The organism is Alkaliphilus crotonatoxidans (genome assembly GCF_054658015.1).
Window position 1 is genome coordinate 25,329 of sequence record NZ_BAAHXS010000006.1, and the last position, 22,804, is coordinate 48,132.

Sequence of the window (22,804 nt, forward strand, 5' to 3'; positions counted from 1 at the left end):
CTGCCTTAGCGGAGCGAATAAATTAAAACAACAAATTATGCAATGAAAATTGGAAGCAAAGAAGAATTCTCTTATCTGGGCACCTTGAGAATTCAGAGCTAGTGGTGCAACCGGCCAATGATTAGTGAGCTAATTATTGGCTTTTTTTGTGTAAAATTTTATTTAAGTTGTTACTAGTAAACGGAGGTGGGTAATATAATCCCCGACAACAAATTTATTTAAGCCTGTTAGGCAGGCTTAGTCAATTCAAATAATGATAGCCTTTGGTTTTACATGTAAATTTTACTGAAGTAATTTAGTTAGATAGGAGAATGAGCTGATGGGGTCAAAAATTTTAATTGTAGATGATGCAGCCTTTATGAGGATGATCTTAAAAAACATATTAACAAACCATGGCCTGGAGGTGGCGGGGGAAGCAGAAAACGGAATAGAGGCCCTTTTGAAGTATAATGAGCTTAAGCCTGACCTGGTAACCATGGATATAACCATGCCAGAAATGGACGGCATACAAGCACTAAGGGAAATTCATAAAAAGAACCCCAATGCAAAGGTGCTGATGTGCTCTGCCATGGGCCAGGAAGCCATGGTGGTGGAAGCCATACGTTCGGGGGCCAAAGACTTCATTGTCAAACCCTTTCAAGAGGATTTAGTGATTGAAAAAATAAAAAAGATTTTAGAATGTTGACAAATAATGAAACCCAGGAAAAGACAAGCAAAAGTGGAGGGAAAAAGATGCAGCAGACCAATGAATTACATCTAAAACAAGGGAGATTTTTAAAGAACAGAAGTATATTGACTAAAATGATTGCGGCGACAACAATAATTTACTTTTTCGTATCGGTTTTTTCTCAGGCAACCCTATTTTCCTTTGTTGAAAATATTGTCTATGATATGGAGCTGGAAAAAGTGAAAAATGCCCATGCTACCGTCTATGATACCTTTACCTCGGCCAGTATAACAAACCAGGCTGCCCAAAGTGCCATGGATGACCAGACCATGATTATCGCAAAGGCAATTGCCAATTCACTGGAGGCCCGGTTTTATACCCCAGAGGAATTGCAGAATATAGCCAAGGAAATGGGAGCCGTAGAAATTCATATTAGCGACGGAAACGGCGTAATTATTGAAAGCTCAGGGGCTTCCTTTATAGGAACAGACCTGGGAGCCGGCGAAAAAAAGCACTATTTTGAAAGGGCCCTTAAAGGTGAAGTAGTGCTGGAGGCAGCACCGGTATTAGGGACAAACCTTATACAGTATGGCTTTTTACCAAGACAGGGGGCTGGCGGAGTAATACAGATCGGCTTTAGCTCTGTTCCCCAGAAAAATGTCTTTGAAGAATCAAGCCCGCAAAATTCTATTGGGCAAACCAAAATTGGTGAAACCGGCCTGGTAATGGCCTTTAATAGTCAGGGCGATATAAAGGTTCACTCCAATGAAACGCTGCTACGGACCTTTATTGAAAACCAGGATTTTTTAAAAACAGTGGTGGAAAATGAACAGGGTGAAATAGATTTTATTGAAAATGGTGTGGCCTATCATGGAATCTACGAAAAAAGGATGGGTCTTTATATTGTGGCAGCCATGGGAATTGAAGAGGTAAAGGCCAAGGCCTGGTCTGTTCAGCGGCTTTCCATGATTTTTGCCGCTATTAGCCTATTGCTGGTGATCCTGGGGGTATACATATTATTTAAAAAATTGATCGCCCATAGGATGAAAGTACTTGTAAAGGAGCTGGAGGCCGTCAGTACCGGTGACTTGACAAGGCAAATTCCTGCCACCGGGCAGGATGAAATGGGGATGATTTTTAACAGCTTTAATCATTCGGTTGCCAGTATGAAGGGATTAATTGACGAGGTATCGGCATCTGCTGAAACGGTGGCGGCCAGCAGTGAAGAATTAACCGCCACCTCGAATCAGCTGACCCATACCGCCCAGGAGGTGGCCAAGGTGGTGGAGGGGATTGCCCAAAGCTCCTTGAAGCAGGCAGATGATATTAAAGCTGGTGCCGATAAAGCCCGTAGCTTGGGCGATAACATTGAGCAGCTGGCCTCCCTGACCCAGGATCTAAACAATATATCAGAAAAGATAGAAGCCTTAAAAAATACAGGACTTAAGGCAAATGAAGGGGTTACTGAAAAATCAAAAATCAGTAATGCCTCCATTGAAAATGTGTTTAAAATGATTGAAGCAACCAATGAAAATGCTCAAAAAATAAATGAAATCATTACAGTAATCAACAACATAGCCAGTCAAACCAGTCTTCTGGCCCTAAACGCTTCGATTGAGTCTGCCCGGGCGGGGGAATCGGGCCGGGGCTTTGGGGTTGTGGCCGAGGAAATCAGAAAGCTGGCGGAGCAATCTACAGCCTCTGCTGCAGATATTCAAAATATCATTACCGAACTTCAGGTTCAATCTGATGAAACGGTGGAAACCATGAAAAAGGTAAAGGCTTTAATTAATGAGCAGACAGCTTCAGTAGAGGATACGAAGAATGTATTTTCCCTTCTGGCAAAGGAAATTGCCGCATCCAGAGAGGGGGTAAAGCAATTAAAAGCCCTTGAAGGCCAAATTAGCGCTAACCGTACTGAAATTATAGACGCCTTTAACAACCTCTCCTTGACTGCAGAGGAAAATGCAGCCAGTTCCCAGCAGGTAGCGGCCTCTACAGGAGATCAGACCCATTCCATAGAAGAAATTGCCGTCTCCACCAATCGTCTGGCGGAATTGGCCGCCAGGCTAAAGGATATGATGAGAAATTTTAGAGTATAATGTTAAAAGCCACCCTGGGGTTTATTTCCGGGGTGGCTTGTTAATGTAAAGATGATATTTTTGTTATAACTGCTGGGCCTGGGTGGCTTGCTTCTTTTGCTTTCTCAGGAAGAGTACAGCCTGCAGGGCCTTAATGCTTCCCCAAAATAGCAGAAGAGCAATATAAATATTTCTCCCTCCTTCAACAACACCAGCCATGACCAATATGGTGTTAACGACACTGATTAAGCTAAATAAAGATAAAATAATGGCAGCAATCAAGCTTTTGAATTTTCTTAACAACAATGACAAAGCGGCGAATAATACAAAATCAAAGATTGCAAATATGTTACTTAATACAAGTATGGAAACTACTGCCGATAGCCCGCTAAAAACCAGGAAGGAAGCTGAAACATCATTAATGGTTTGGATGGCATCGGATTCCCTTTGTATCTTACCGGTTAAGCTGTTAAAGCTGACCTCCTGCACCAGGGGAACCGCTTGCCCGTCAATTGTTAGATCCAGGGTGTAATTCCGCCCCTGTTTATTCACGCTGCAGACTGCCCTAAGGCCTTTGAAATTAAACTGATATTGATTGTCTATACCAGTGGGCTCTACAAGCTGTGATTGAAAATACAGCTTTTTAGATTTGATCAAGCCAAAGCTGTGCAAGGCCAGGCTGTAGGTGCTGTCCTCCCATTGAAATGACCATTCCCTTATCATTCACTATCATTCCTCCTATAAATTTGGTAAACAATATGTACCAAGTAAGGAAGATAGTCAAAGATACCAGGTCATATTGTTTTTCCAAATAATAACATGATTGTGACAAATAAACAATAGGCCTATTTTAACATATTGAGCAGGACTATCGGCCTATTTTCCAGAAATCAAGGCAGGACCACGGTTATAAGGGATATTAGCTCACCTAAGGCTTTTTTATATCAATCCTTAATATTGAATAGCCGATTTAAGCGGTGAATAAATATATTATCTGTAATTGGGAGAAAACTCCCCCTTCGTTCGGTTACTCAACCCATAGCCAAAGGCCATTCCCAGTACGCCGCCGACGATGTGGGTTAATCGTGAAATATTATCATTAATCAAGATAGCACTGTATATTTCCCGGCCGATAAAAAAGAGGATGACAATCACCAATGTCAATGGGATCCTTCCCTTGAGCTGATTCGTGTAGGAGCTGAGGACAATGAACATAAAAACCACACCGCTGGCCCCCAACAGTGCCGTAGGGAATAGAAGGATATTAATTAAACCTGTTACAACGGCAGTAATGAGCATCATAAATAATAATTTTTTAGAACCATATTTCTCCTCCAGCATGGGACCAATGATTAAAATGATCATAAAGTTTGAAAGAAAATGTTCAAAATTAATATGACCCACGGCATGTCCCAATAATCGCAGGTAAAACAGAGGGTCTACAGGAGAACTGCGATAGACTGAAAAAAACAAGCGGGTTGTGCCCAGCTGAGTCCAGTATCCCAATAATAAGGATATAAAGGAAATAATTGTGTAGGTCAGTATTACAGGGGAATTATAATTAATTTTTTTGATCATGGAAGCCCTCCTTATATGCATTATTATTTTTTTATTACCAAAAGCAGTCTACAATAATCATAAGTCACATAGAAAAAGATTGCAAGAAACTAAAATTGTTGTAAAAAAACTCTTTGTGTTTTTCATTTTTATATGGTATAATCTTACTGTAAAATTTAGTTAGGAGGTGAAAAGATGTTAGCTTTTACTTTATTAAACGGAATCAGCTTGAATGGCATTTTTATATCTGGACCAAAAGGCATTTCTTCCCAGGGGGAAATCTGCCCAAAATTGAATATCCGTTTTAATAAAGGAAAGTGACAATCTTTACCCTCAGGATCGTATATTACCCAGGTAAGGAGCCGCTTGCCTGGGTTTATTGTTGTTTTTGTAATTGTATCATTTCCCAGGGAGCAATGAGCTTTCTCTGGGTTTTTTTATTGCCTAATCAGGCACTTATGATGTAGGGCAAGGGATTATTGATTAATGGGTATAGATTTAGGGCAGAAAAGAAAGGAAGGAGAGGGAATATGATACCCATGAGGCTATTGTCAGTTAAAGGGTTTATACTGCTTAGAATTTCAATACTAGAAGAGGCAGGTGACACCATTGAAAAATATTAAATTAATCTGGAAGTATATGAAGGGGTACAGGCTATATTATCTAGGAGCCATTTTGAGCATTGGCCTTGGTACACTCTTTAGTTTGATAGGACCTTTAATTATTAGTACCACCATTGATTCCATTATCGGTGAACAGCCCATCAGCGGGCCCGATGGACTCCTTCGGGTGATAGACAGCCTGGGGGGCGTAGCATACTTAAGAAGCCATATCTGGATTCCCGGTCTGTTGTTTGTAATGATGACCGGCATACGAGGAATATTTCTGTATTTAAAGGGAAAATGGTCGGCTGTAACGGCAGAATCAGTTGCAGAGAATATGAGAAATAAAGTTTACAATCACCTGCAGCATCTTCCCTATGATTACCACGTGAAAGCCGAAACGGGCGATTTAATTCAGCGATGCACCTCTGATGTAGATACCATCAGAAAATTTCTTGCAACACAATTCGTTGAAATTGGCAGTGCCCTATTTATGCTGTTGATTGCGGGCTACATTATGGTTAGGCTCGATGTAACCATGACCATTATTGCCCTGGCCGTGGTGCCGGTGATTTTTTTATTTGCTGTAATCTTTTTTGTCAAAATCAGAAATGCCTTTCAATTATCCGATGAGGCCGAAGGAATCATGTCCAGCGGCCTACAGGAAAATTTATCAGGCCTTAGGGTTGTTAGGGCCTTTGCACAACAGGCCCACGAGCTGGAAAAATTTGAGGAAAAAAACCGAAATCACCGGGATTTAACCTATCGGCTGATCAGGCTACTGGCATGGTATTGGTCTATTTCAGATTTTCTTTGCTTTGTACAGATCGGCCTGGTGCTTTTAGTGGGGATTTTTTGGACTGCTTCAGGAAGGATGTCGCTGGGTACGCTGGTTGTTTTTAATACCTATATAGGGATGCTTTTATGGCCCGTCAGACAGATGGGAAGGGTTTTAACCGATATGGGTAAGGCCACCGTAGCCATGGGACGAATCGAGGAAATTATGAAGGTTCCGGTTGAAATATTGGATGAAACCGGTGAAAGACCTGAAATTATAGGGAATGTCAGCTTTTCGGGGGTTTCCTTTGCCTATGAAAAGGGGGACCCGGTTTTAACAGATATATCCTTTGATGTAAAGGCAGGAGAAACCATTGCCATACTGGGGGCCACCGGGGCAGGCAAAACCACCATGATGCATTTGCTGGCGAGGCTCTATGATTATCAGCAGGGCTCTATCAAGATTGATGGTATAGAATTAAGGAATCTGGATAAGGGATGGATTAGAAAAAATGTAGGCCTTATATTACAGGAAACCTTCCTCTTTGCCAAAAGCCTAAAGGAAAATATTCGCCTGGCCAGGATAGAGGCCCAGGATCATGAAGTTTATGAAGTATCTAAGGTTGCAGCCCTTCATGAGGTGGTTAAAAAATTTGACAAGGGCTATGAAACCCTGGTGGGTGAACGGGGGGTATCCCTCTCTGGGGGACAAAAACAACGGGTGGCCATTGCCAGAACATTAATTAACAATACACCCATCATTATTTTTGATGATTCCCTGAGTGCCGTTGATACCGAAACAGATGCCTACATCCGTAAAGCCCTTCAAGAAAGAAAGAAAAAAGCAACCACCTTCATTATTTCCCATCGGGTTTCCACCCTGTCAGAGGCAGACCGAATTTTTGTACTGAATAATGGAAAAATTGTGCAAATCGGTAACCATGAGGAACTAATGAAGCAGCCTGGAATGTATCGAAGAATATGGGAGATTCAAAATTCACTGGAGGAGGAATTTTTGGACGATATCGCCCATGACCTATTAAGGAAGGTGACAAAATGAGCGAATTAAAAGAGCAGGATTATCAAGACAAATTTGATATGGGCCTTTGGAAAAATATAATGGCCTATGGAAAATCCTATAAAGGTTATATGATTTGCCTGGGCATTGTAATGGTGCTAATTGCAGTATTAGAGGCAGGGCTTCCCTACATGACCAAGCTGGCCATTGATCAATTCATTATTCCCCAACAGACTGAGGGCTTACTAACCTTTTCTGTAATCTATGGAGTGGCGGTAATTATGATTGCTGTAATGGTATGGCTGTTAATTGCCTTGGCAGGGAAAATCGAAACCGGCATATGCTACGACATACGTCAGGCAGGCTTTAAAAAGCTGCAGGAGCTATCCTTTTCCTATTTTGATAATCGTTCAGTGGGTTGGCTGATGGCCAGAATGACCTCTGACATTACTCGGCTAGGTGAGATTATATCCTGGGGGCTTGTGGATATGGTATGGGGAATTACCAAAATGCTTGCCATTATGGGAGTAATGCTTTATCTCAATTGGAAAATAGCCTTGATCACCCTAATTGTTATACCTGTTTTAGGTGGTATTAGTCTATATTTTCAAAGAAAGATTCTGAGAGAATATAGAAAGGTTAGAAAAATAAACTCTAAAATCACCGGTGGATTTAACGAAGGGATCACCGGCGCCAAGACCACTAAAGTACTAGTCAGGGAGAAGCAAAATTTAGCAGAGTTTCAAGGGATGACAGGGGAAATGAGAATAGCCTCCATTCGGGCAGCCATCTTTTCTTCCCTTTACCTACCCATTGTGTTGACTTTGGGGGCCCTTGGTACGGCCCTGGCCCTGGTCATCGGGGGCAGAGGGGTTATGTTGGAAACTATTTCCTATGGTACCCTGGTGGCCTTTATCTCCTATACCATTCAATTTTTCGAGCCGGTAAGGGAGCTGGCCCGGGTCATTGCTGAGTTTCAATCAGCCCATGCTTCGGCAGAGCGGGTTATATCAATGATTAACACAGAGCCGGAAATCAAGGATACAAAGGATGTCATGAAAATTTACGGAGACATGCTCAATCCCAAAAGGGAAAACTGGGAGAAATTAAAGGGCGATATTGAGTTTAAAAATGTATCTTTTTATTATAAAGAGGAGGAGCCCATTTTAAACCAATTGAATTTGAAGATCAAGGCCGGTGAAACCATTGCCCTGGTAGGTGAAACCGGATCTGGAAAGAGTACCATTGTGAATCTGGCCTGTCGGTTCTATGAGCCAACCCAGGGACAAATATTAATTGATGGAATCGATTATCGGGAAAGGTCTCAATTATGGCTCCATTCCAATTTAGGTTATGTACTGCAGCATCCCCATCTTTTCAGCGGTACCATAAAGGATAATATTCGTTATGGCAGGCTGGAGGCCAGCGAGATGGAAATCATTCGTGCCGCCAAGCTGGTCAATGCCCATGAATTTATTATGAAGCTTGATAAGGGCTATGATGCAGAGGTGGGAGAAGGGGGCAGTCTTCTTTCCACAGGGCAAAAGCAGCTTATTTCCTTTGCCAGGGCAGTATTGGCCAATCCTAAAATATTTGTATTGGATGAAGCCACCTCGTCTATTGACACAGAAACGGAACAAATTATTCAAAACGCCATTCAAAGGGTGTTAAAGGGAAGAACCAGCTTTATTATTGCCCACCGGCTATCCACAATCCGCTCGGCAGACCGTATATTGGTTATTCAAAAGGGTGAAATTGTTGAAGAGGGAAGCCACCAGCAATTACTCAAGAAAAGGGGTTACTACTACAGGCTTTACACCAATCAATTCCTTGAAGAGGAAGGAAAAAGGGTGTTAGAGCATTAGTTCCCGTGAAAAGGACCATAGAGAGATATATATTTTCTCTATGGTCCTTTGTCTTTTAGATTTGACCAATCATACCCTGAACTAAAAATGAGACAATTACAACCAGGGACGAAATAATAAATCCATGAACCATCGGGGCGAAGCCTGATTTGCTGAGGCTTTTAAAATTGGTTTTTAAACCGATTGCCCCCAGGGCCATCACCATGAAAAATTTACTGATGCCCGAAACCCTAAGGCTTAGATCTGGCGAAATCAGTCCTGTACTCTTGAAGGCTACCGCAGCAAGAAAAAGAAGAATAAACCAGGGGAAGATCCTTTGAAGATTCACCCTTTCCCCTGCCGGGCTTTTGTCCGCCGGAGTCACTTGGCCCTCTGACTTGGTCTTTAGGCGTTGGTTGATATAAGAAAAAATCAGTACCACAGGGATGATCGACAGGGTTCTTGTCAGCTTGACGATGACAGCATAGCTCCCTGCAATGTCAGAAAAGGCATAGCCGGCCGCCACCACAGAGGAGGTATCATTCACAGCGGTTCCCGTCCAAAGCCCGAAGCCCAGATCACTCATTTGAAAATAGCTGCCCATAATAGGGAAAAGAACCACCATGATGATATCAAAAATAAAGGTGGCCGAAATGGCATAGGCAATATAGCTATCTTCAGCGTCAATCACCGGGGCCAGGGCCGCAATGGCAGATCCCCCGCAAATTCCCGTTCCTGCCGAAATCAAGCTTGACAGCCGCCAGTCCATTTTAAAAAGCCGGCCGAATAAATAACCGCCCCCAAAGGCACATAGCAGTGTAAAGACCATTACAAAGAGGGAAAACTTGCCAACCTCCACCACCTGGGCAAAGCTAAGGGTGGCGCCCATTAAAATAATGGCCAGGCGTAAAATCTTCTTTGATGTAAAATTAATTCCTTTTTCAAATAATTGACGACCCGCCACAAGGGGATTCAGTAGCATACCAATCAAGAGTGCCAAAACCCCCGCCCCAATTAGGTGGTTGGGGATGAATCCGCTGCCATGGACCGCTGCCAGGGCCAGAATGGCTGTAGAGAGAATTCCGAAGGTATATTCTCGAATGAAGGTCATATAATCAACTCCTTTCTGTCAGTCCCCCTTGATTTTATCATTGAATAGTTATAAAATCTAATTATAATTACTTATATGATTATAATAAAAATTAATAAAAGGTGATTAAATGCTGGATATTAAGGTGGTTTCATTTCTAACCCTATGGAAGCATAAAAGCTACACAAAGGCCGCTGAGGAACTCTGCCTAACCCAACCGGCTGTTACGCAGCACATCAAGGCCCTGGAAAGGCAATATGGCTTAAAGCTGCTTCAGTACATCAATAAGGAGCTGAGGCTCACCAGGGCTGGAGAGATTTTTTACCAATATGCTCAAAATTCAAGGATCAATGAGCAGGTTTTGGCTCGGAAATTAAAGGAGGAGGCTGGTGAAGGAAAAGCATTGGCCTTTGCCGCCACCCTGACCATAGGTGAATTTACCCTGGCCCCGATCCTGGGGGATTTTATTAAACAATTTGCCCAATACGATATCACAATGTATGTTTATAATACCGAAAGGGTACTAAAAATGCTTGCAGAGGGGAAAATCAGCTTTGCCCTGGTGGAGGGGCTTTTTAATAAGGCCGATTATTCAACCCGGCTGTATAAACGGGCCCCCTTCACTTTAATTGCCCCCTTAAACCATCCTATGAAGAATCAGGCTGTATTTTTGGAGGATTTAAAAAATGAGACCATTATTATCAGAGAAAAGGGGTCGGGTTCTCGGGCCATACTGGAGAGGGGCCTTTATGATAAAAATTATACCCTGGATAATTTCCAAAAGGTTGTTGAAATTGGTAATGTCAACGTGATAAAAAATTTGGTAAAGTCGGGAACAGGCTTAAGCTTTATGTATCGGGATGCTGCCCTGGAGGAGATTAACAGGGGAGAGGTGGCAGAAATTCACCTGAAGGACTTTGTGATAGAAAGGGAGTTTAACTTCATTACTTTAAAAAATCCCTTGATGGAGCAGGAGGCGGAACCGTATTATTTGTTTTTTATGGAACGGCTGGAAGGGGACTCCAGCGGGATGCAAATCCCTTGACTTCAATTGATGGGCATGATATAATTTGGTAAATTAAAAAGGCTATTGGTGCATTCCCCTTGAGGATTGCTTAAAAGGGAAACCCGGTGAAATTCCGGTACGGTCCCGCCACTGTAATGTCCTAGAAGCCTGTCAAAACCACTGTACCAAGGTATGGGAAGGGATAGGATTCGCTACGGCTAAGTCAGGAGACCTGCCAATGGTAACAATACTAAAACTCACGGGGATGAGGGGTGTTATTTTTATTTCTGATAAAAGAAGCATTGCTTTTGTTTATCACGAGACATTATGCCCTTCCTGCATAGGAGGGGCTGTTTTATTGCTAAATGGATGATGTGTGAGCCGCTGGGGAATTACTTTCCTAAAACCGTGGTCATGGCCCTTTTTCTGTTTGACAGAGAGAGAAACATGGCTATTTGCTGAGGGTTTGGTCCCCAGCACCTCCTTCATTCACAAAATTGATGACAGAAAACATTTGCACTATATGTAGTATGTGGTATAATAAATATGACCATATGTTGTGATGGTTGAGGTTTGATACTCCTTGGAATCAAGGGGTTTTATTTATTGTACATCCATATTTAGGAGGTTGACCATGGTAACAAGAGTTAGGAAAAGAGATGGAAGGGAAGTATTTTTTAATATTGAAAAAATCACCAATGCCATTTATAAAGCCAGTATGTCGGCGGGGCAAAATGACTATCCCCATGCCGTAGAACTGACGGAAAAGGTGGTAAACCAGTTATCACAGCTATATCATGAGGCGGCTCCCAGTGTTGAAGAAATTCAAGATATTGTGGAGCAGGTGCTCATTGCCAATAATTCGCCACAAATTGCAAAAAATTACATATTATATCGGGCTGAAAGAACAAGAATTCGGGAAATGAATACCCGGCTGATGAAGGTAATGGAGGAAATCACCTTTAAAGAAGCCAAGGATAATGACCTGAAGCGGGAAAATGCCAATATCAATGGCGATACGGCCATGGGTACCATGCTGAAGTATGGTACTGAAAGTGCCAAGCACTTTTACGAAATGTATGTATTGGACCCCGCCCATTCCAGGCTTCATAAGGAGGGGGATATCCATATTCATGACCTTGATTTTTTAACCCTAACCACCACCTGCTGCCAAATTGATATTGATAAACTCTTTAGGGGCGGCTTTAATACAGGCCATGGCTCTCTACGGACGCCAAACGATATCAGCAGCTATTCAGCCCTGTCCTGTATTGCTATCCAGTCCAATCAGAATGACCAGCACGGAGGGCAAAGTATACCAAACTTTGACTATGGTATGGCACCAGGGGTGACTAAAACCTTTATTAAGGAATACAAGCGGAATTTATTTAAAGCAATGGAGCTTTTAACTTCATTGAAGGATATCGATTACCTGGTGGAAACAATAATAAAGGAAATAGAAGGGGAAAAGGGCTTGTTGCCATCAATGGCCAACAATAACGGATACCAGGAATATGAGAGGGAACGGCTTGAGCGATATATTGAGGATGCAGCGATCGTCGAAAAAATCCAGGCCTTTGCTCTGAAAAATGCCCTTCAGGAAACCGATAAAAAGACATATCAGGCCATGGAGGCCTTTATTCATAATCTAAATACCATGCACAGCCGGGCCGGGTCTCAGGTGCCCTTCAGCTCAATCAATTATGGCCTTGACCAATCACCCGAAGGAAGGTTAGTGGTAAAGAACCTGTTGTTAGCCACCGAAGCCGGCCTTGGAAATGGAGAAACGGCCATTTTCCCCATTCAGATCTACCGTGTGAAGGAGGGGATTAACTATCATCCCGGTGAGCCCAATTACGATTTATTTCAGCTGGCCTGCCGGGTAAGTGCCAAACGGCTATTTCCTAACTTTTCATTTATTGATGCTCCTTTTAATTTAAAATACTATCAGGCAGGGCGTCCTGAAACCGAGGTAGCCTATATGGGCTGTCGAACCAGGGTAATGGGAAATCAATATGACCCCAACAACGAGATTGCCTTTGGCAGGGGGAATTTGAGCTTCACCACCATTAATCTTCCCAGACTGGCCCTCAAAAGCAGGGGAGAAGAGGCCAGATTTTATGAAATGCTGGATCAAATGATTGACTCTGTGATTCAGCAACTTTTAGAGCGGTTTGAAATACAGGCCGCCAAGAAGGTGAAAAATTTTCCCTTTTTAATGGGAGAAGGAGTCTGGCTGGGCTCTGACCAGCTTAAGGCAGAGGATGAAATACGGGAGGTCATCAAGCATGGTACCTTGACCCTGGGCTTTATAGGTTTGGCAGAATGTCTGAAGGCCCTGAGGGGTGCCCACCATGGTGAATCGGAGGCGTCACAGCAGCTGGGTCTGGAAATTATCGGTCATATGAGAAAAAGAATGGATGAGGCCAGTGAACGGTATGGAATGAATTTTACATTGATTGCTACCCCTGCCGAGGGAACCGCCGGAAGATTTGTCAAGATGGATAGACAAATTTTCGGTAAGCTCCCAGGGGTAACCGACAGAGAGTATTATACCAACAGCTTCCATGTACCGGTTTATCACAAAATTAATGCCTATGACAAGATTAGACTCGAAGCACCGTATCATGAGCTGACCAATGCCGGTCATATTACCTATATTGAGCTGGATGGAAGTCCTTCCAACAATCTGGAGGCCTTTGAAAAAATCATCAGAACCATGAAGGAAATGGGAATCGGCTATGGTTCTATTAATCACCCTGTCGATCGGGACCCTGTTTGCGGGTATACGGGTGTAATTAAAGATATTTGTCCCCAATGCGGACGCCGGGAAGGCGAGGTAAAGTTTGATCGAATTAGAAGAATTACAGGCTATTTGGTAGGAACCCTTGATCGATTTAACGATGCCAAGAAGGAAGAGGAAAAGGATCGAGTAAAGCACCTATAGTCAGTTTGTAGAAAGAGGGAAGCAAGGTGAACATGAGAATAGCGGGCATTGCTGGTGAATCCATTGTAGATGGACCAGGCATCAGGCTGGTGGTCTTTGCCCAGGGGTGCAGACACCGCTGCGGCGGCTGTCATAACCCCCAAACCCATTCCTTTACAGGGGGCTACGAGGTAACAATAGAAGAAGTCATTGAAAAAGTAAGGCAAAATCCCCTTTTAGACGGGCTTACCCTAAGCGGTGGTGATCCCTTTGAGCAGGCGTTGGCCTTCGGGGGCCTGGCTGGGGCCGTAAAGGACCTTGGTTTGAATGTAGTTACCTATACAGGCTATACAATGGAGGTGCTGTTAAGCCAAAGACACCGTCGAAGGGGCTGGAATGAGCTGCTGAACAATACTGATCTACTGGTCGATGGCAAATTTGAGGCCGACCAGATCAGAGCTGATTTAAGGTTTATAGGCTCGGCTAATCAAAGGATTATCAATGTGAAGGAATCACTGGTTAAGGGAAGGATTGTCCCAGCCAATCTTATATAGTTTGAAGGGGCCCGTATGCCATGTTGAATGGCAGGCGGGCTTTACCAATGTATGGCTTTGAATACTACTTCTTGAATTTGATATAATAAGAAAAAAGAGATGAAGGGAATGTCTATGAAAATAACAAGATTACTGATTATTTTTGGATTAATCATTGGATTAGTGGCGGCCTGTACCCCTGTTAAACCTGCCAATCCTGATGAGGTACCCTCGTCGATGGATCAGCAGGAGCCCGAGGAGCCATTACCGGTGGTGGATTCAAAATGGGAAAAAATTGATGAAATGATCAATAACATGACCCTTGAAGAAAGGGTTGGACAGGTTTTTATGGTGGCCTTTAGAAAAAATCAGCAAAATAAGCCGATTCTAAGGGTCGATCAGACGACTAGCAACACACTTAAAACCTATCCCGTGGGAGGTGTAATTCTATTTACTGAAAATATTGATACGGTGGATCAAACCATTTCACTGATTCAAGAATTGCAAGGGGTCAGCAGGATTCCCCTGTTTATTGGTATCGATGAAGAGGGGGGAGCAGTCAGCAGGCTTCATAAAAGTGGAAAAATTCCTGCCACGAAGCTGCCGGGAAATGATGCCATTGGGAAGGCCAACGATCCCCAATTGGCCTACGATGTAGGTAAAATCCTGGGCAGGGAATTATCGGCCCTGGGCTTCACAATGAACTTTGCCCCGGTGGCTGACGTCAATTCAAACCCAAAAAATCCTGTAATTGGCCGAAGATCCTTTGGTCAAGAGCCCCATCAGGTGGCTGAAATGGTGGCCAAAATGGTAGAAGGAATGCAGGAGGAAAATGTAAGTGCAGTTGTTAAGCACTTTCCAGGGCATGGAGACACTGCCCAGGATACTCACCACGAGGCAGTGAAGGTGGAGCATGATCTGGAAAGGCTCAGACAGCTTGAGCTGATCCCCTTTAAGGCGGGAATCGAAGCGGGGGTTGATGGGGTGATGACAGCCCATATTCAGGTTCCCCAGGTTACAGGGTCTAATTTACCGTCGACCCTTTCTCCTGAAATTATGGGGCTCCTCAGGCAGGAGCTGGGGCATAAAAAGCTGATTATTACCGATGCCCTGGAAATGAAGGCCATTTCGGACCATTACACCTCAGGGGAGGCAGTCGTACTAGCCTTTGAGGCAGGGGCCGATATTCTGCTGATGCCCGAATCCCTTGAGGAAGGCTATGAAGCGCTGCTAAAGGCAGTTCAAGAGGGAAGGATCCCAGAGGATCGCCTTTTGGATTCCGTACGAAGAATTTTATCAGTAAAATATGACCGTGGCCTCTGGGAGGAAAAACCGCCTCAAAATCCCCTGGAGGTATTGGGGAATGAGGCTCACCGGAAGACTGTTGAGGAAATAAAAAAGAAAGGGAGGTAGATTTATTCCACCTCCCTTTCTAAACGATTGAAAATTGAACGAACACCCCTCCACCAATTTTCATCCTCTGCATATTTTCGGTTAATCCATTGAAAGGGGTCCACATCGGCGGGATAATCTGCTGCGAGATTGATTACGGTTCGGGCCGCAATGGCGGCTGAATCTGAAATATCAGTGTTATAGTGCTGCCAACTGGTAAATACATTAAAGGGATTGTTGGCTATTTTTAGAACATTAGGATGATCCTTAGGAACAAACCCCTGCTCATGACCAGCTATGGCAAATAATACCAGGGGGTTCAGGTCAAATTCCCTGGCAGTGGAAACAATAATTGAAAAATAGGGCTCCTGTTCCAAAATGGAATTACGGCTCATTAAATAGGCCCGGAGTTTTTCTTCGTCTATTTCTCTGTAGTGAAAATCCGAGGGCAGCTGAGGCTTTGCAATGGCTTCAAAAACCATGGGCTGAGAAGTTGCCTTTAGCTTGACCGACTGCTGAATATAGATTTGATTAATAAAGAGGATCAATAGACATAGCAGCATGATACCGGCAAATTTCACCTTTGATTCCAACTGCTCCGATAGATTTCCTTCCCATACCAGGGGCAGCCGGCCGCCCTTTAGGGATTTTTCACTGGTTTCTGGCCTATTGGGGCTGGGTTCTTGGAGCAGCCATTGTTTGGCATTAGCGGCCGAATTAATATTCTGTTGAAACTGTTTGATGATATCCTGATCAACAGGGTAGATCACGTGGTCTTGAAGCCAATGGCATAAGGATTCTAATAATTCCTGATTAATTGTTTTAAGGGTTAGGGCTACCTCTAAAACATCATAAAAAACAAGCTCCCCTTGGTCAGCCAGGGGGGACTTTTCCTGCAGTCTTCTGATAATCGGTACACGATATACGGCAGGAATCTTTGTCAGGTGGCGACTAACGATTTCCCCCAGGGTGTTTTCCAGTATTTCCTTTCTTCTGGCCTCATGGTATTGAGGAAAGCGCTTGGCAATATATTGTTTTAACTTATTGATATCTTCCCCATTGATGATTTTATGGTTTTTCATTTCTTTAATTAAATCCAACACCTTTTCACACCCTATAGTTATTGTATAAATATTGTACCTAAGTAAGATTCTGTCATCATTATATAATAATCTACTGTTTTTTTCCATCCTGTTAATGGCGAATGAATCGATTTTACTAGTCATAAATAGGGCTGTTAAATATCTTTTTTTTATAATTTCCTATGAATAACAGATTTGGTATAATAAAAGCAAATGATTATTTTTATAAGGAGGCAGTGAAAATGCTGGAATTATTAACAAAAAGAAGAAGCATCAGGGCATATGAAGAAGCAAAGCTGACCGAGGAGCAGGTAAAGCAACTGATTAAGGCGGCCCTATTGTCCCCCACATCAAAGAACTCCCAATCATGGGATTTTATTGTGGTGGATGATGCCGCCCTGCTGGAGAAGCTATCCCAGGCTAAACCCCAGGGGGCAGGCTTTTTAAAAAACGCAGCCCTGGGCATAGTTGTTGTGGCTGATTCCAATGTAAGTGATGTTTGGATTGAGGATGCCTCTATTGCCGCCACGATCTTACACTTAACGGCAGAATCAATGGGGCTCGGCTCCTGCTGGGTTCAAATCAGACAAAGACAGCATGGGGAAGGCAAAACTGCCGGTACCTTTCTTCAGGAGCAATTGGGAATTCCTTCCCACAAGCAGGCCTTGGCCATCATTGCAGTGGGCCATAAAGGGGAGCAGAAAAACCCCCATTCAGAGGAAGAATTGAAATTTGATAGAGTACATATAAATCATTATGGGAATCCATTAAAACCCTAGGCAGATGGAATAAACTTTTGTAAAGGTAAGGGAAGGAGCTTAGTAATGGAAAGAGTAATCAAGGTAGGTATCATAGGATTTGGAATGGCCGGTAGGGTGTTTCATGCTCCGGTGATCAACAGCTTGCTCCAGCTTCAGCTTTCTAAAATAGTTACTGGTAATGAAAAAACTGCTGAATATATCCGTCTCCAATACCCCCAGTGTCAGGTGGTACGGGAGACAGAGGCAGTATTAAATGATGAAGAAATTGAGCTGGTGGTGGTGGCAACCCCCAATACCTCCCATAAGGAGCTGGCAGCGAAAGCCCTTAAAGCGGGCAAGCACGTGGTGGTGGAAAAGCCCTTCACCATTACCTCCCAGGAGGCCGATGAGCTGATAGAATTGGCTGGCAAACAACAAAGAATTTTATCGGTTCATCAGAATAGAAGGTGGGACAGTGATTTTTTAACGGTAAAATCCATTATAGAGGGGCAGCTGCTGGGAAGGCTGGTGGAGTATGAGGCCCATTATGATCGCTTTAGAAACAGGCTTAAGGAGAATGCCTGGCGGGAAGAAAATCAACCGGGGGCAGGAATTCTATATGATTTAGGCAGTCATTTAATTGATCAGGCCCTGGTTCTCTTCGGTACACCCCAGGAAATTTATGCTGATATCAGGGTTCAACGACCCGTAGCAAAGGTCGACGATCATTTTGAAATTATTCTTTATTACCCCCAGCTGAAGGTGACCTTAAAATCCGGCAGTCTTGTAAGGGAGCCCCTGCCCCATTTCATATTGTTGGGTGAACAGGGCTCCTTTGTGAAATATGGTATGGATGTTCAGGAGGCGGCTCTGAAAAAGGGACTAACGCCAAAGGACCTGGAGGATTGGGGTCGGGAACCCGAGGATCAATGGGGAATACTGAATACCAATGTTAACGGTGTTCACTTCAGAGGAAGGGTGGAAAGTATACCAGGGGATTACAGTGCCTATTATCAAAATGTCTGCCGGGCCATCATGAAGGAAGAAGCCCTTTTAGTTAAACCCCAGGAATCAAGGAATGTCATCAGAGTAATTGAACTGGCCCTTGAGAGTAATCATAAGAAGTGCAGAATTCAATATCGCTAGAACTTAAAATGCCTTAGCCATTGCCGATGGGTCAATTGGCTAAGGCATTTATCACTTTGGTGGTCGCATCTAAATAATGAAGATAGTGTAAGAATCGATAGAAACTTTTCAAGGGAATTATTTCCATAAGAAGGAACTTTGTCACCCTTATCGAATAGTAAAACTTAAACAACCGATACAATTCTCCCGGCAGGAGGCATTATATGAAAAAAGTGATACGGTTTATTCAAAAAAATATCATTGTCATATTAGTCGTACTAATTATTGCCAACAGCCTGTTTTTATACTGGCTTCAGCAACGAAATGTCCCCTTTTATTCTGAAAGCCCCAACTATCATTTTTATTTTGTGGGCCAGAACTCGGTGGACCCCTATTGGAAGGAAATTCGAAGGGGTGTTGAAGATGCTGCCAAGGACTATAATGTGGTGGTGGAATTTAATTCACCTCGATTCAATAATCCCGCCGAGGAGCTAAAATATCTTGATATGGCCATCAGTGCCCGGGTAGATGGAATTATTACCCATGTTTCCAATGTCCAGGGTTCCACTGAATTAATTAACAGGGGCTACACCGAAGGAATTCCCATTGTGACGATTGAAAACGATAACAAAAATAGTAATCGAAATGCCTTTGTGGGTACTAACAGCTTTCTTCTGGGAAAAGAGGCCGGTGAATTGATGGTTGAGGCAACCAATGGAAGGGCAAGGGTTGCCATCGTTGTTAACAGTGATCTGGACCTGGATTCAGCCAGTCAGAACCTTAAAATGAATGGCTTTTTAAGTGCAATCAAGGAATATCCCGATATGCAGGTGGCAGAGGTATATACCTCACAATTGGGAATTTTAAGTGCTGAGGAAATTACTCAAAATATCATCAATCATCAGTCTGAAATCAATGCCATTTTAACCACCAGCTCCGTTGATACCCTGGGGGCCGCCCAGATTATTGTAGACAGGAATAAGGTGGGCAGTATTTGTCTGGTGGGTTATGGCGATTTGGAAAATATTCTAAGATACATTATGATGGATATTATCTATGGGACAGTGATCAGTGACCCCTATCAGATGGGCTATGAGGCGGTCAAGGCGTTAATTGATATTAAGGACAATAATAATGTCTCTACCTTTATTGATACTGGCGTTAAGGTCATTACAAGGGAGAACATTCATGACTATACCTATGATTATGAAGAAGGGCAGCAGCAATAGTCTAAAGGAAGCAGTTGGTGGTTAATATGAAAAAAAACCTGTTTCATTTTTCGGGAATCAGAAAAAAGTTAATTATATACTATTTAATTATCACCTTGATTATTGGCTTAACCAGTGTATTTTCCTACTATAATGCCAAGTTGGTGCTGACAAAGCTCAAGACCATCATCACCGATTATGTCTATTTAAATGATTTAAATAACGATGTTGATCTGCTAATGACAGAGGTAGAGAAATACTTAACTACCAAATCCTCCAATGCCCTTTTGAATTACTATACAATCTACGACACCCTGGATAAAAAATCAAAGGACATTCCCAGGGAGGCCACCTACCATATGGACAGTCTGATGATGAAAAACATAGGATATTTAATAGATGATTTACTTTTGGAGGCCGACAGTGCAGTGAAGGCAAAGCGAGGCAGAATTAGTAATGAGTATAATGCTCATTTTACCCGTTCCTATGAAATTAGTGAATATGTGAAGCAATATATTACGCAGCTGTTAAATAACAAGCTTCAGGAGGGCTCAGATCAATATGGAATCATTACAAAAAATATGACCTTTGTAAGCTATGTCAATGCCGCAATTATTGTGGGGGCGGTAACCCTAAATATTATTCTGGCCATTATCTTCACCTATCGGCTGACGAAGCCCATTATCGAGCTGGCCCATTCGGCAGAGAAGATTTCCCAGGGAAACTTTAATATTGATCCGGTTCAAATTCATACAGATGATGAAATTAAAATTTTGGCCAAGGCCTTTGATAAAATGGTCGTTAATATTAAAAGCCATATCGATGACATTAAGACCCAGGCAGAGGTTGAAAATCGGTTAAAGGAACAGGAAATGGAGAATTTCAAGATGAAAAGCCTTTTAAAGGATGCCGAGCTTAAGGCCCTTCAGTCCCAGATCAATCCTCACTTTCTATTTAATACCTTTAATGCTGCAGGGCAACTGGCTATGATGGAGGGGGCCGACCGGGCCTCAGAATTTATAGAGAATATTGCCCAGCTGTTCCGCTATAATTTAAGGAGTCTGGACAGGCCCGTTACTTTAAAGGATGAAATTAATTACGTTAAAAATTACATGTATATTTTAAAAACGAGATTTGGTGATAAGATAGAGTTTAAGACAGAGATTGACAAGGGACTGCTCATGGTCAAGGTTCCCTGTACCATTATTCAGCCAATTGTTGAAAACGCCTTTATTCATGGCCTTGAAAACCTGGAAAGAAACGGTGAAATACAACTGAAGGTGAAGGAAGAAAATCAGATTATTTTAGTGGAAGTTAAGGATAACGGAATTGGCATGGAATTAGAAAAAATAGAAGCCATTATGAAGGCCGATGGCAGCGAAGAAAAGATAAGGAAGCATGCCAGCGGTATTGGAATCAATAATGTTATTGATCGACTCAGGCTATTCTATAACATAGACGATATTCAAGAGGTATTTGAGATGGAAAGCAGCCCGGGGCAGGGAACAAAGGTAACCTTGAAGCTGCCCGTGGGAAAGGAGGTCATAGATGATTAAGCTATTAATTGCAGATGACGAATATATTGTCATTGAGTCTGTTAAATTCATTATTGAAAAGCATGTCCCCAATGTGGAGGTTGTTGGAACGGCCAGGTCTGGCCGTGAAGCCATTGAAAAGGCCCTTAGCTTGAAGCCCGATATCATATTGATGGATATTCATATTCCGGGTATAAATGGGATTGAAGCCATTCGACATATCAAGGCATCCCACTGTGATGCTATTTTTGTAATCATCAGTGCATACGAGTATTTCCAGTATGCCAAGGAGGCCGTAAAGCTGGGGGTTCAGGATTATCTGTTGAAGCCCCTGAATAAAAATAAGCTGATTAAGGTGATCGACGAGATCTGTCAAATAATTGAGGCAAGGCGTGAGGCTGTAAAAAGAGAAATGCTATTAATGGAAAAGATCAACAACATTTTGCCCCACATGGAAGGACAGTTTATACTATCCCAGCTCTTTAACGACAGCTGTCAGAAGAATTTATCCTTTTATGAAGAGATATTTGGAATGGATTTAAGTTACGGCTATGTGATGATGGCAGTAGTTGAAGCCCCTGAAGCGGCGGTAAAGGCTGAGGGCTTAAAAAATAGCCTATTGAAGCAGCAATTCTATGAATTGTTCACCATGAGGTTAAAGAATGCCAGCGATTGTCTGGTTGGGCTGCCCCATCTGGATCGAATTGTGGCCTATATCCCCATTGACTCCACAATGGATGCCTATGAGATTAAGAATAATGCCATAGGCCTGGCCAAGGGGATTATTTCAAAGCTTAATAAAAGTCTTCAGCTTCCTTATCAATTTGGTTTGGGAAGGGCCTATCCCATTGAACATTTTTCCAAATCCTATCAGGAGGCCCATATGGCGGCATCGATATATCATAAAGATACTGTGACCCATTATGAGGATGTTCACCTGCTTCCGGCTTCCCTTGAGGATTATCCCCATGAGCTGGAAAAGATTTTTTTAGACCGGATACTGGTCATAGATACAAAGGGCGCATTAGAAGCCTTTTCAAAGATATTTCAATGGCTTTCAAGGGTTTATGGAGATAATTGCCAAAAAATGAAATCTAAATTGCTGGAGCTTTTTATTCTAACCCAAAGGGTGGTCCCCTATGAGGTAGGTGAAAGGGAGCCAGGGGAGCGGGATTATTTATTAGAGATATTGGAAATTAATGATATTAAAGATTTGAACATCACCTATATAAATTATTTGAGGAGCCTTTTAGCAAGGCTTGAAGAAACTAAAAACTGTAAATTAAGCGGCCTGATATTAAGTGCCCTTCGATACATAGAGGAAAATTACCGGGATAATATTGGTCTGGATGATGTGGCTAAGCAGATCAATATGAGCTACCATCATTTTAGTAAATTTTTTAAGGAATCTACAGGAAAGAATTTTGTTGACTATTTGACAGAGCTTAGGGTTGAAAAGGCTAAGGAGATCCTTAAGGATAAGACCATTAATATCAAAGAAATTTGTTACGAGGTTGGCTACACCGATCCCAATTACTTTAGTAAAATATTTAAAAAATCCACAGGAATGACTCCTACAGAGTTTAGAAATTATGCCATTTCCCAGGAGAGGTGATGAAGG

18 protein-coding genes and 2 riboswitches are annotated in these 22,804 nt (G+C 42.7%); of the genes, 14 read left to right on the plus strand and 4 right to left on the minus strand.

Annotated elements, in window-relative coordinates:
* Positions 1-42: 42 nt before the first annotated feature.
* Positions 43-125: riboswitch (cyclic di-GMP riboswitch) on the plus strand.
* A 194-nt stretch (positions 126-319) separates the two neighbouring features.
* Together ACYQ1I_RS12210 and ACYQ1I_RS12215 are read left to right on the plus strand one after the other, a co-directional pair.
* A complete protein-coding gene (locus ACYQ1I_RS12210) occupies positions 320-685 on the plus strand; it encodes a response regulator (RefSeq protein ID WP_459765702.1) in 366 nt (121 codons plus the stop codon).
* Between the two features lie 47 nt (positions 686-732).
* On the plus strand, positions 733-2,769 hold the full coding sequence (locus tag ACYQ1I_RS12215; protein WP_459765704.1) for a methyl-accepting chemotaxis protein: 2,037 nt from the start codon (positions 733-735) through the stop codon (positions 2,767-2,769).
* A gap of 63 nt (positions 2,770-2,832) precedes the next feature.
* Here ACYQ1I_RS12215 and ACYQ1I_RS12220 read toward each other — a convergent pair whose 3' ends face one another.
* A complete protein-coding gene (locus ACYQ1I_RS12220; protein ID WP_459765706.1) occupies positions 2,833-3,471 on the minus strand; it encodes a hypothetical protein in 639 nt (212 codons plus the stop codon).
* A 267-nt stretch (positions 3,472-3,738) separates the two neighbouring features.
* The gene (locus ACYQ1I_RS12225; RefSeq protein ID WP_459765708.1) at positions 3,739-4,326 is read right to left on the minus strand and encodes a rhomboid family intramembrane serine protease; all 588 of its coding nucleotides are present in this window, start codon (positions 4,324-4,326) and stop codon (positions 3,739-3,741) included.
* A gap of 174 nt (positions 4,327-4,500) precedes the next feature.
* Between ACYQ1I_RS12225 and ACYQ1I_RS12230 the strand changes: the two genes are divergently transcribed.
* From ACYQ1I_RS12230 to ACYQ1I_RS12240, 3 genes are all read left to right on the plus strand, one after another.
* On the plus strand, positions 4,501-4,626 hold the full coding sequence (locus ACYQ1I_RS12230) for a hypothetical protein (RefSeq protein WP_459765710.1): 126 nt from the start codon (positions 4,501-4,503) through the stop codon (positions 4,624-4,626).
* A 288-nt stretch (positions 4,627-4,914) separates the two neighbouring features.
* Positions 4,915-6,744 carry an ABC transporter ATP-binding protein gene (locus ACYQ1I_RS12235; RefSeq protein ID WP_459765712.1) on the plus strand — a complete coding sequence of 610 codons (1,830 nt, stop codon included), beginning with the start codon at positions 4,915-4,917 and terminating at the stop codon, positions 6,742-6,744.
* Positions 6,741-8,567, plus strand: coding sequence for an ABC transporter ATP-binding protein (locus ACYQ1I_RS12240; protein ID WP_459765714.1), 1,827 nt, complete (start codon positions 6,741-6,743; stop codon positions 8,565-8,567). Before ACYQ1I_RS12235 ends, ACYQ1I_RS12240 begins: the two co-directional genes overlap by 4 nt.
* Positions 8,568-8,622: 55 nt before the next feature.
* On the opposite strand, the gene ACYQ1I_RS12245 is transcribed toward ACYQ1I_RS12240, so the two are convergent.
* The gene (locus ACYQ1I_RS12245; RefSeq protein WP_459765716.1) at positions 8,623-9,657 is read right to left on the minus strand and encodes a YeiH family protein; all 1,035 of its coding nucleotides are present in this window, start codon (positions 9,655-9,657) and stop codon (positions 8,623-8,625) included.
* Positions 9,658-9,766: 109 nt separating this feature from the next.
* On the opposite strand from ACYQ1I_RS12245, the gene ACYQ1I_RS12250 reads away from it, so the two are divergent.
* The 4 genes from ACYQ1I_RS12250 (at position 9,767) to ACYQ1I_RS12265 (ending at position 15,514) form a co-directional block, all read left to right on the plus strand.
* A complete protein-coding gene (locus tag ACYQ1I_RS12250) occupies positions 9,767-10,681 on the plus strand; it encodes a LysR substrate-binding domain-containing protein (protein WP_459765718.1) in 915 nt (304 codons plus the stop codon).
* A 29-nt stretch (positions 10,682-10,710) separates the two neighbouring features.
* A riboswitch (cobalamin riboswitch) is annotated at positions 10,711-10,896 on the plus strand.
* A gap of 380 nt (positions 10,897-11,276) precedes the next feature.
* On the plus strand, positions 11,277-13,589 hold the full coding sequence (locus tag ACYQ1I_RS12255; protein WP_459765719.1) for an anaerobic ribonucleoside triphosphate reductase: 2,313 nt from the start codon (positions 11,277-11,279) through the stop codon (positions 13,587-13,589).
* A gap of 32 nt (positions 13,590-13,621) precedes the next feature.
* On the plus strand, positions 13,622-14,122 hold the full coding sequence (gene nrdG, locus ACYQ1I_RS12260) for an anaerobic ribonucleoside-triphosphate reductase activating protein (protein ID WP_459768160.1): 501 nt from the start codon (positions 13,622-13,624) through the stop codon (positions 14,120-14,122).
* A gap of 114 nt (positions 14,123-14,236) precedes the next feature.
* A complete protein-coding gene (locus ACYQ1I_RS12265) occupies positions 14,237-15,514 on the plus strand; it encodes a glycoside hydrolase family 3 protein (protein WP_459765721.1) in 1,278 nt (425 codons plus the stop codon).
* A gap of 2 nt (positions 15,515-15,516) precedes the next feature.
* Here ACYQ1I_RS12265 and ACYQ1I_RS12270 read toward each other — a convergent pair whose 3' ends face one another.
* Entirely contained in the window at positions 15,517-16,596 is a 1,080-nt protein-coding gene (locus tag ACYQ1I_RS12270; RefSeq protein WP_459765723.1) for a hypothetical protein, read from the minus strand.
* A gap of 221 nt (positions 16,597-16,817) precedes the next feature.
* On the opposite strand from ACYQ1I_RS12270, the gene ACYQ1I_RS12275 reads away from it, so the two are divergent.
* From ACYQ1I_RS12275 to ACYQ1I_RS12295, 5 genes are all read left to right on the plus strand, one after another.
* Entirely contained in the window at positions 16,818-17,354 is a 537-nt protein-coding gene (locus ACYQ1I_RS12275; RefSeq protein ID WP_459765725.1) for a nitroreductase family protein, read from the plus strand.
* Between the two features lie 45 nt (positions 17,355-17,399).
* Positions 17,400-18,461: an oxidoreductase gene (locus ACYQ1I_RS12280; protein WP_459765727.1), complete on the plus strand. Its 1,062-nt coding sequence runs from the start codon at positions 17,400-17,402 to the stop codon at positions 18,459-18,461.
* A 203-nt stretch (positions 18,462-18,664) separates the two neighbouring features.
* Positions 18,665-19,669, plus strand: coding sequence for a substrate-binding domain-containing protein (locus tag ACYQ1I_RS12285; protein WP_459765729.1), 1,005 nt, complete (start codon positions 18,665-18,667; stop codon positions 19,667-19,669).
* A 26-nt stretch (positions 19,670-19,695) separates the two neighbouring features.
* On the plus strand, positions 19,696-21,204 hold the full coding sequence (locus tag ACYQ1I_RS12290; RefSeq protein ID WP_459768162.1) for a sensor histidine kinase: 1,509 nt from the start codon (positions 19,696-19,698) through the stop codon (positions 21,202-21,204).
* A complete protein-coding gene (locus ACYQ1I_RS12295; RefSeq protein ID WP_459765731.1) occupies positions 21,197-22,798 on the plus strand; it encodes a response regulator in 1,602 nt (533 codons plus the stop codon). Before ACYQ1I_RS12290 ends, ACYQ1I_RS12295 begins: the two co-directional genes overlap by 8 nt.
* Positions 22,799-22,804: the final 6 nt, after the last annotated feature.

Bases quoted from the DNA above. Each gene is read 5' to 3' on its own strand.
- ACYQ1I_RS12265 (WP_459765721.1), top strand. From the start codon at position 14,237: ATGAAAATAACAAGATTACTGATTATTTTTGGATTAATCATTGGATTA.
- ACYQ1I_RS12220 (WP_459765706.1), bottom strand. From the start codon at position 3,471: ATGATAAGGGAATGGTCATTTCAATGGGAGGACAGCACCTACAGCCTG.
- ACYQ1I_RS12290 (WP_459768162.1), top strand. From the start codon at position 19,696: ATGAAAAAAAACCTGTTTCATTTTTCGGGAATCAGAAAAAAGTTAATT.
- ACYQ1I_RS12295 (WP_459765731.1), top strand. From the start codon at position 21,197: ATGATTAAGCTATTAATTGCAGATGACGAATATATTGTCATTGAGTCT.
- nrdG (WP_459768160.1), top strand. From the start codon at position 13,622: ATGAGAATAGCGGGCATTGCTGGTGAATCCATTGTAGATGGACCAGGC.
- ACYQ1I_RS12240 (WP_459765714.1), top strand. From the start codon at position 6,741: ATGAGCGAATTAAAAGAGCAGGATTATCAAGACAAATTTGATATGGGC.
- ACYQ1I_RS12250 (WP_459765718.1), top strand. From the start codon at position 9,767: ATGCTGGATATTAAGGTGGTTTCATTTCTAACCCTATGGAAGCATAAA.
- ACYQ1I_RS12215 (WP_459765704.1), top strand. From the start codon at position 733: ATGCAGCAGACCAATGAATTACATCTAAAACAAGGGAGATTTTTAAAG.
- ACYQ1I_RS12210 (WP_459765702.1), top strand. From the start codon at position 320: ATGGGGTCAAAAATTTTAATTGTAGATGATGCAGCCTTTATGAGGATG.
- ACYQ1I_RS12275 (WP_459765725.1), top strand. From the start codon at position 16,818: ATGCTGGAATTATTAACAAAAAGAAGAAGCATCAGGGCATATGAAGAA.
- ACYQ1I_RS12230 (WP_459765710.1), top strand. From the start codon at position 4,501: ATGTTAGCTTTTACTTTATTAAACGGAATCAGCTTGAATGGCATTTTT.
- ACYQ1I_RS12280 (WP_459765727.1), top strand. From the start codon at position 17,400: ATGGAAAGAGTAATCAAGGTAGGTATCATAGGATTTGGAATGGCCGGT.
- ACYQ1I_RS12225 (WP_459765708.1), bottom strand. From the start codon at position 4,326: ATGATCAAAAAAATTAATTATAATTCCCCTGTAATACTGACCTACACA.
- ACYQ1I_RS12285 (WP_459765729.1), top strand. From the start codon at position 18,665: ATGAAAAAAGTGATACGGTTTATTCAAAAAAATATCATTGTCATATTA.
- ACYQ1I_RS12255 (WP_459765719.1), top strand. From the start codon at position 11,277: ATGGTAACAAGAGTTAGGAAAAGAGATGGAAGGGAAGTATTTTTTAAT.
- ACYQ1I_RS12245 (WP_459765716.1), bottom strand. From the start codon at position 9,657: ATGACCTTCATTCGAGAATATACCTTCGGAATTCTCTCTACAGCCATT.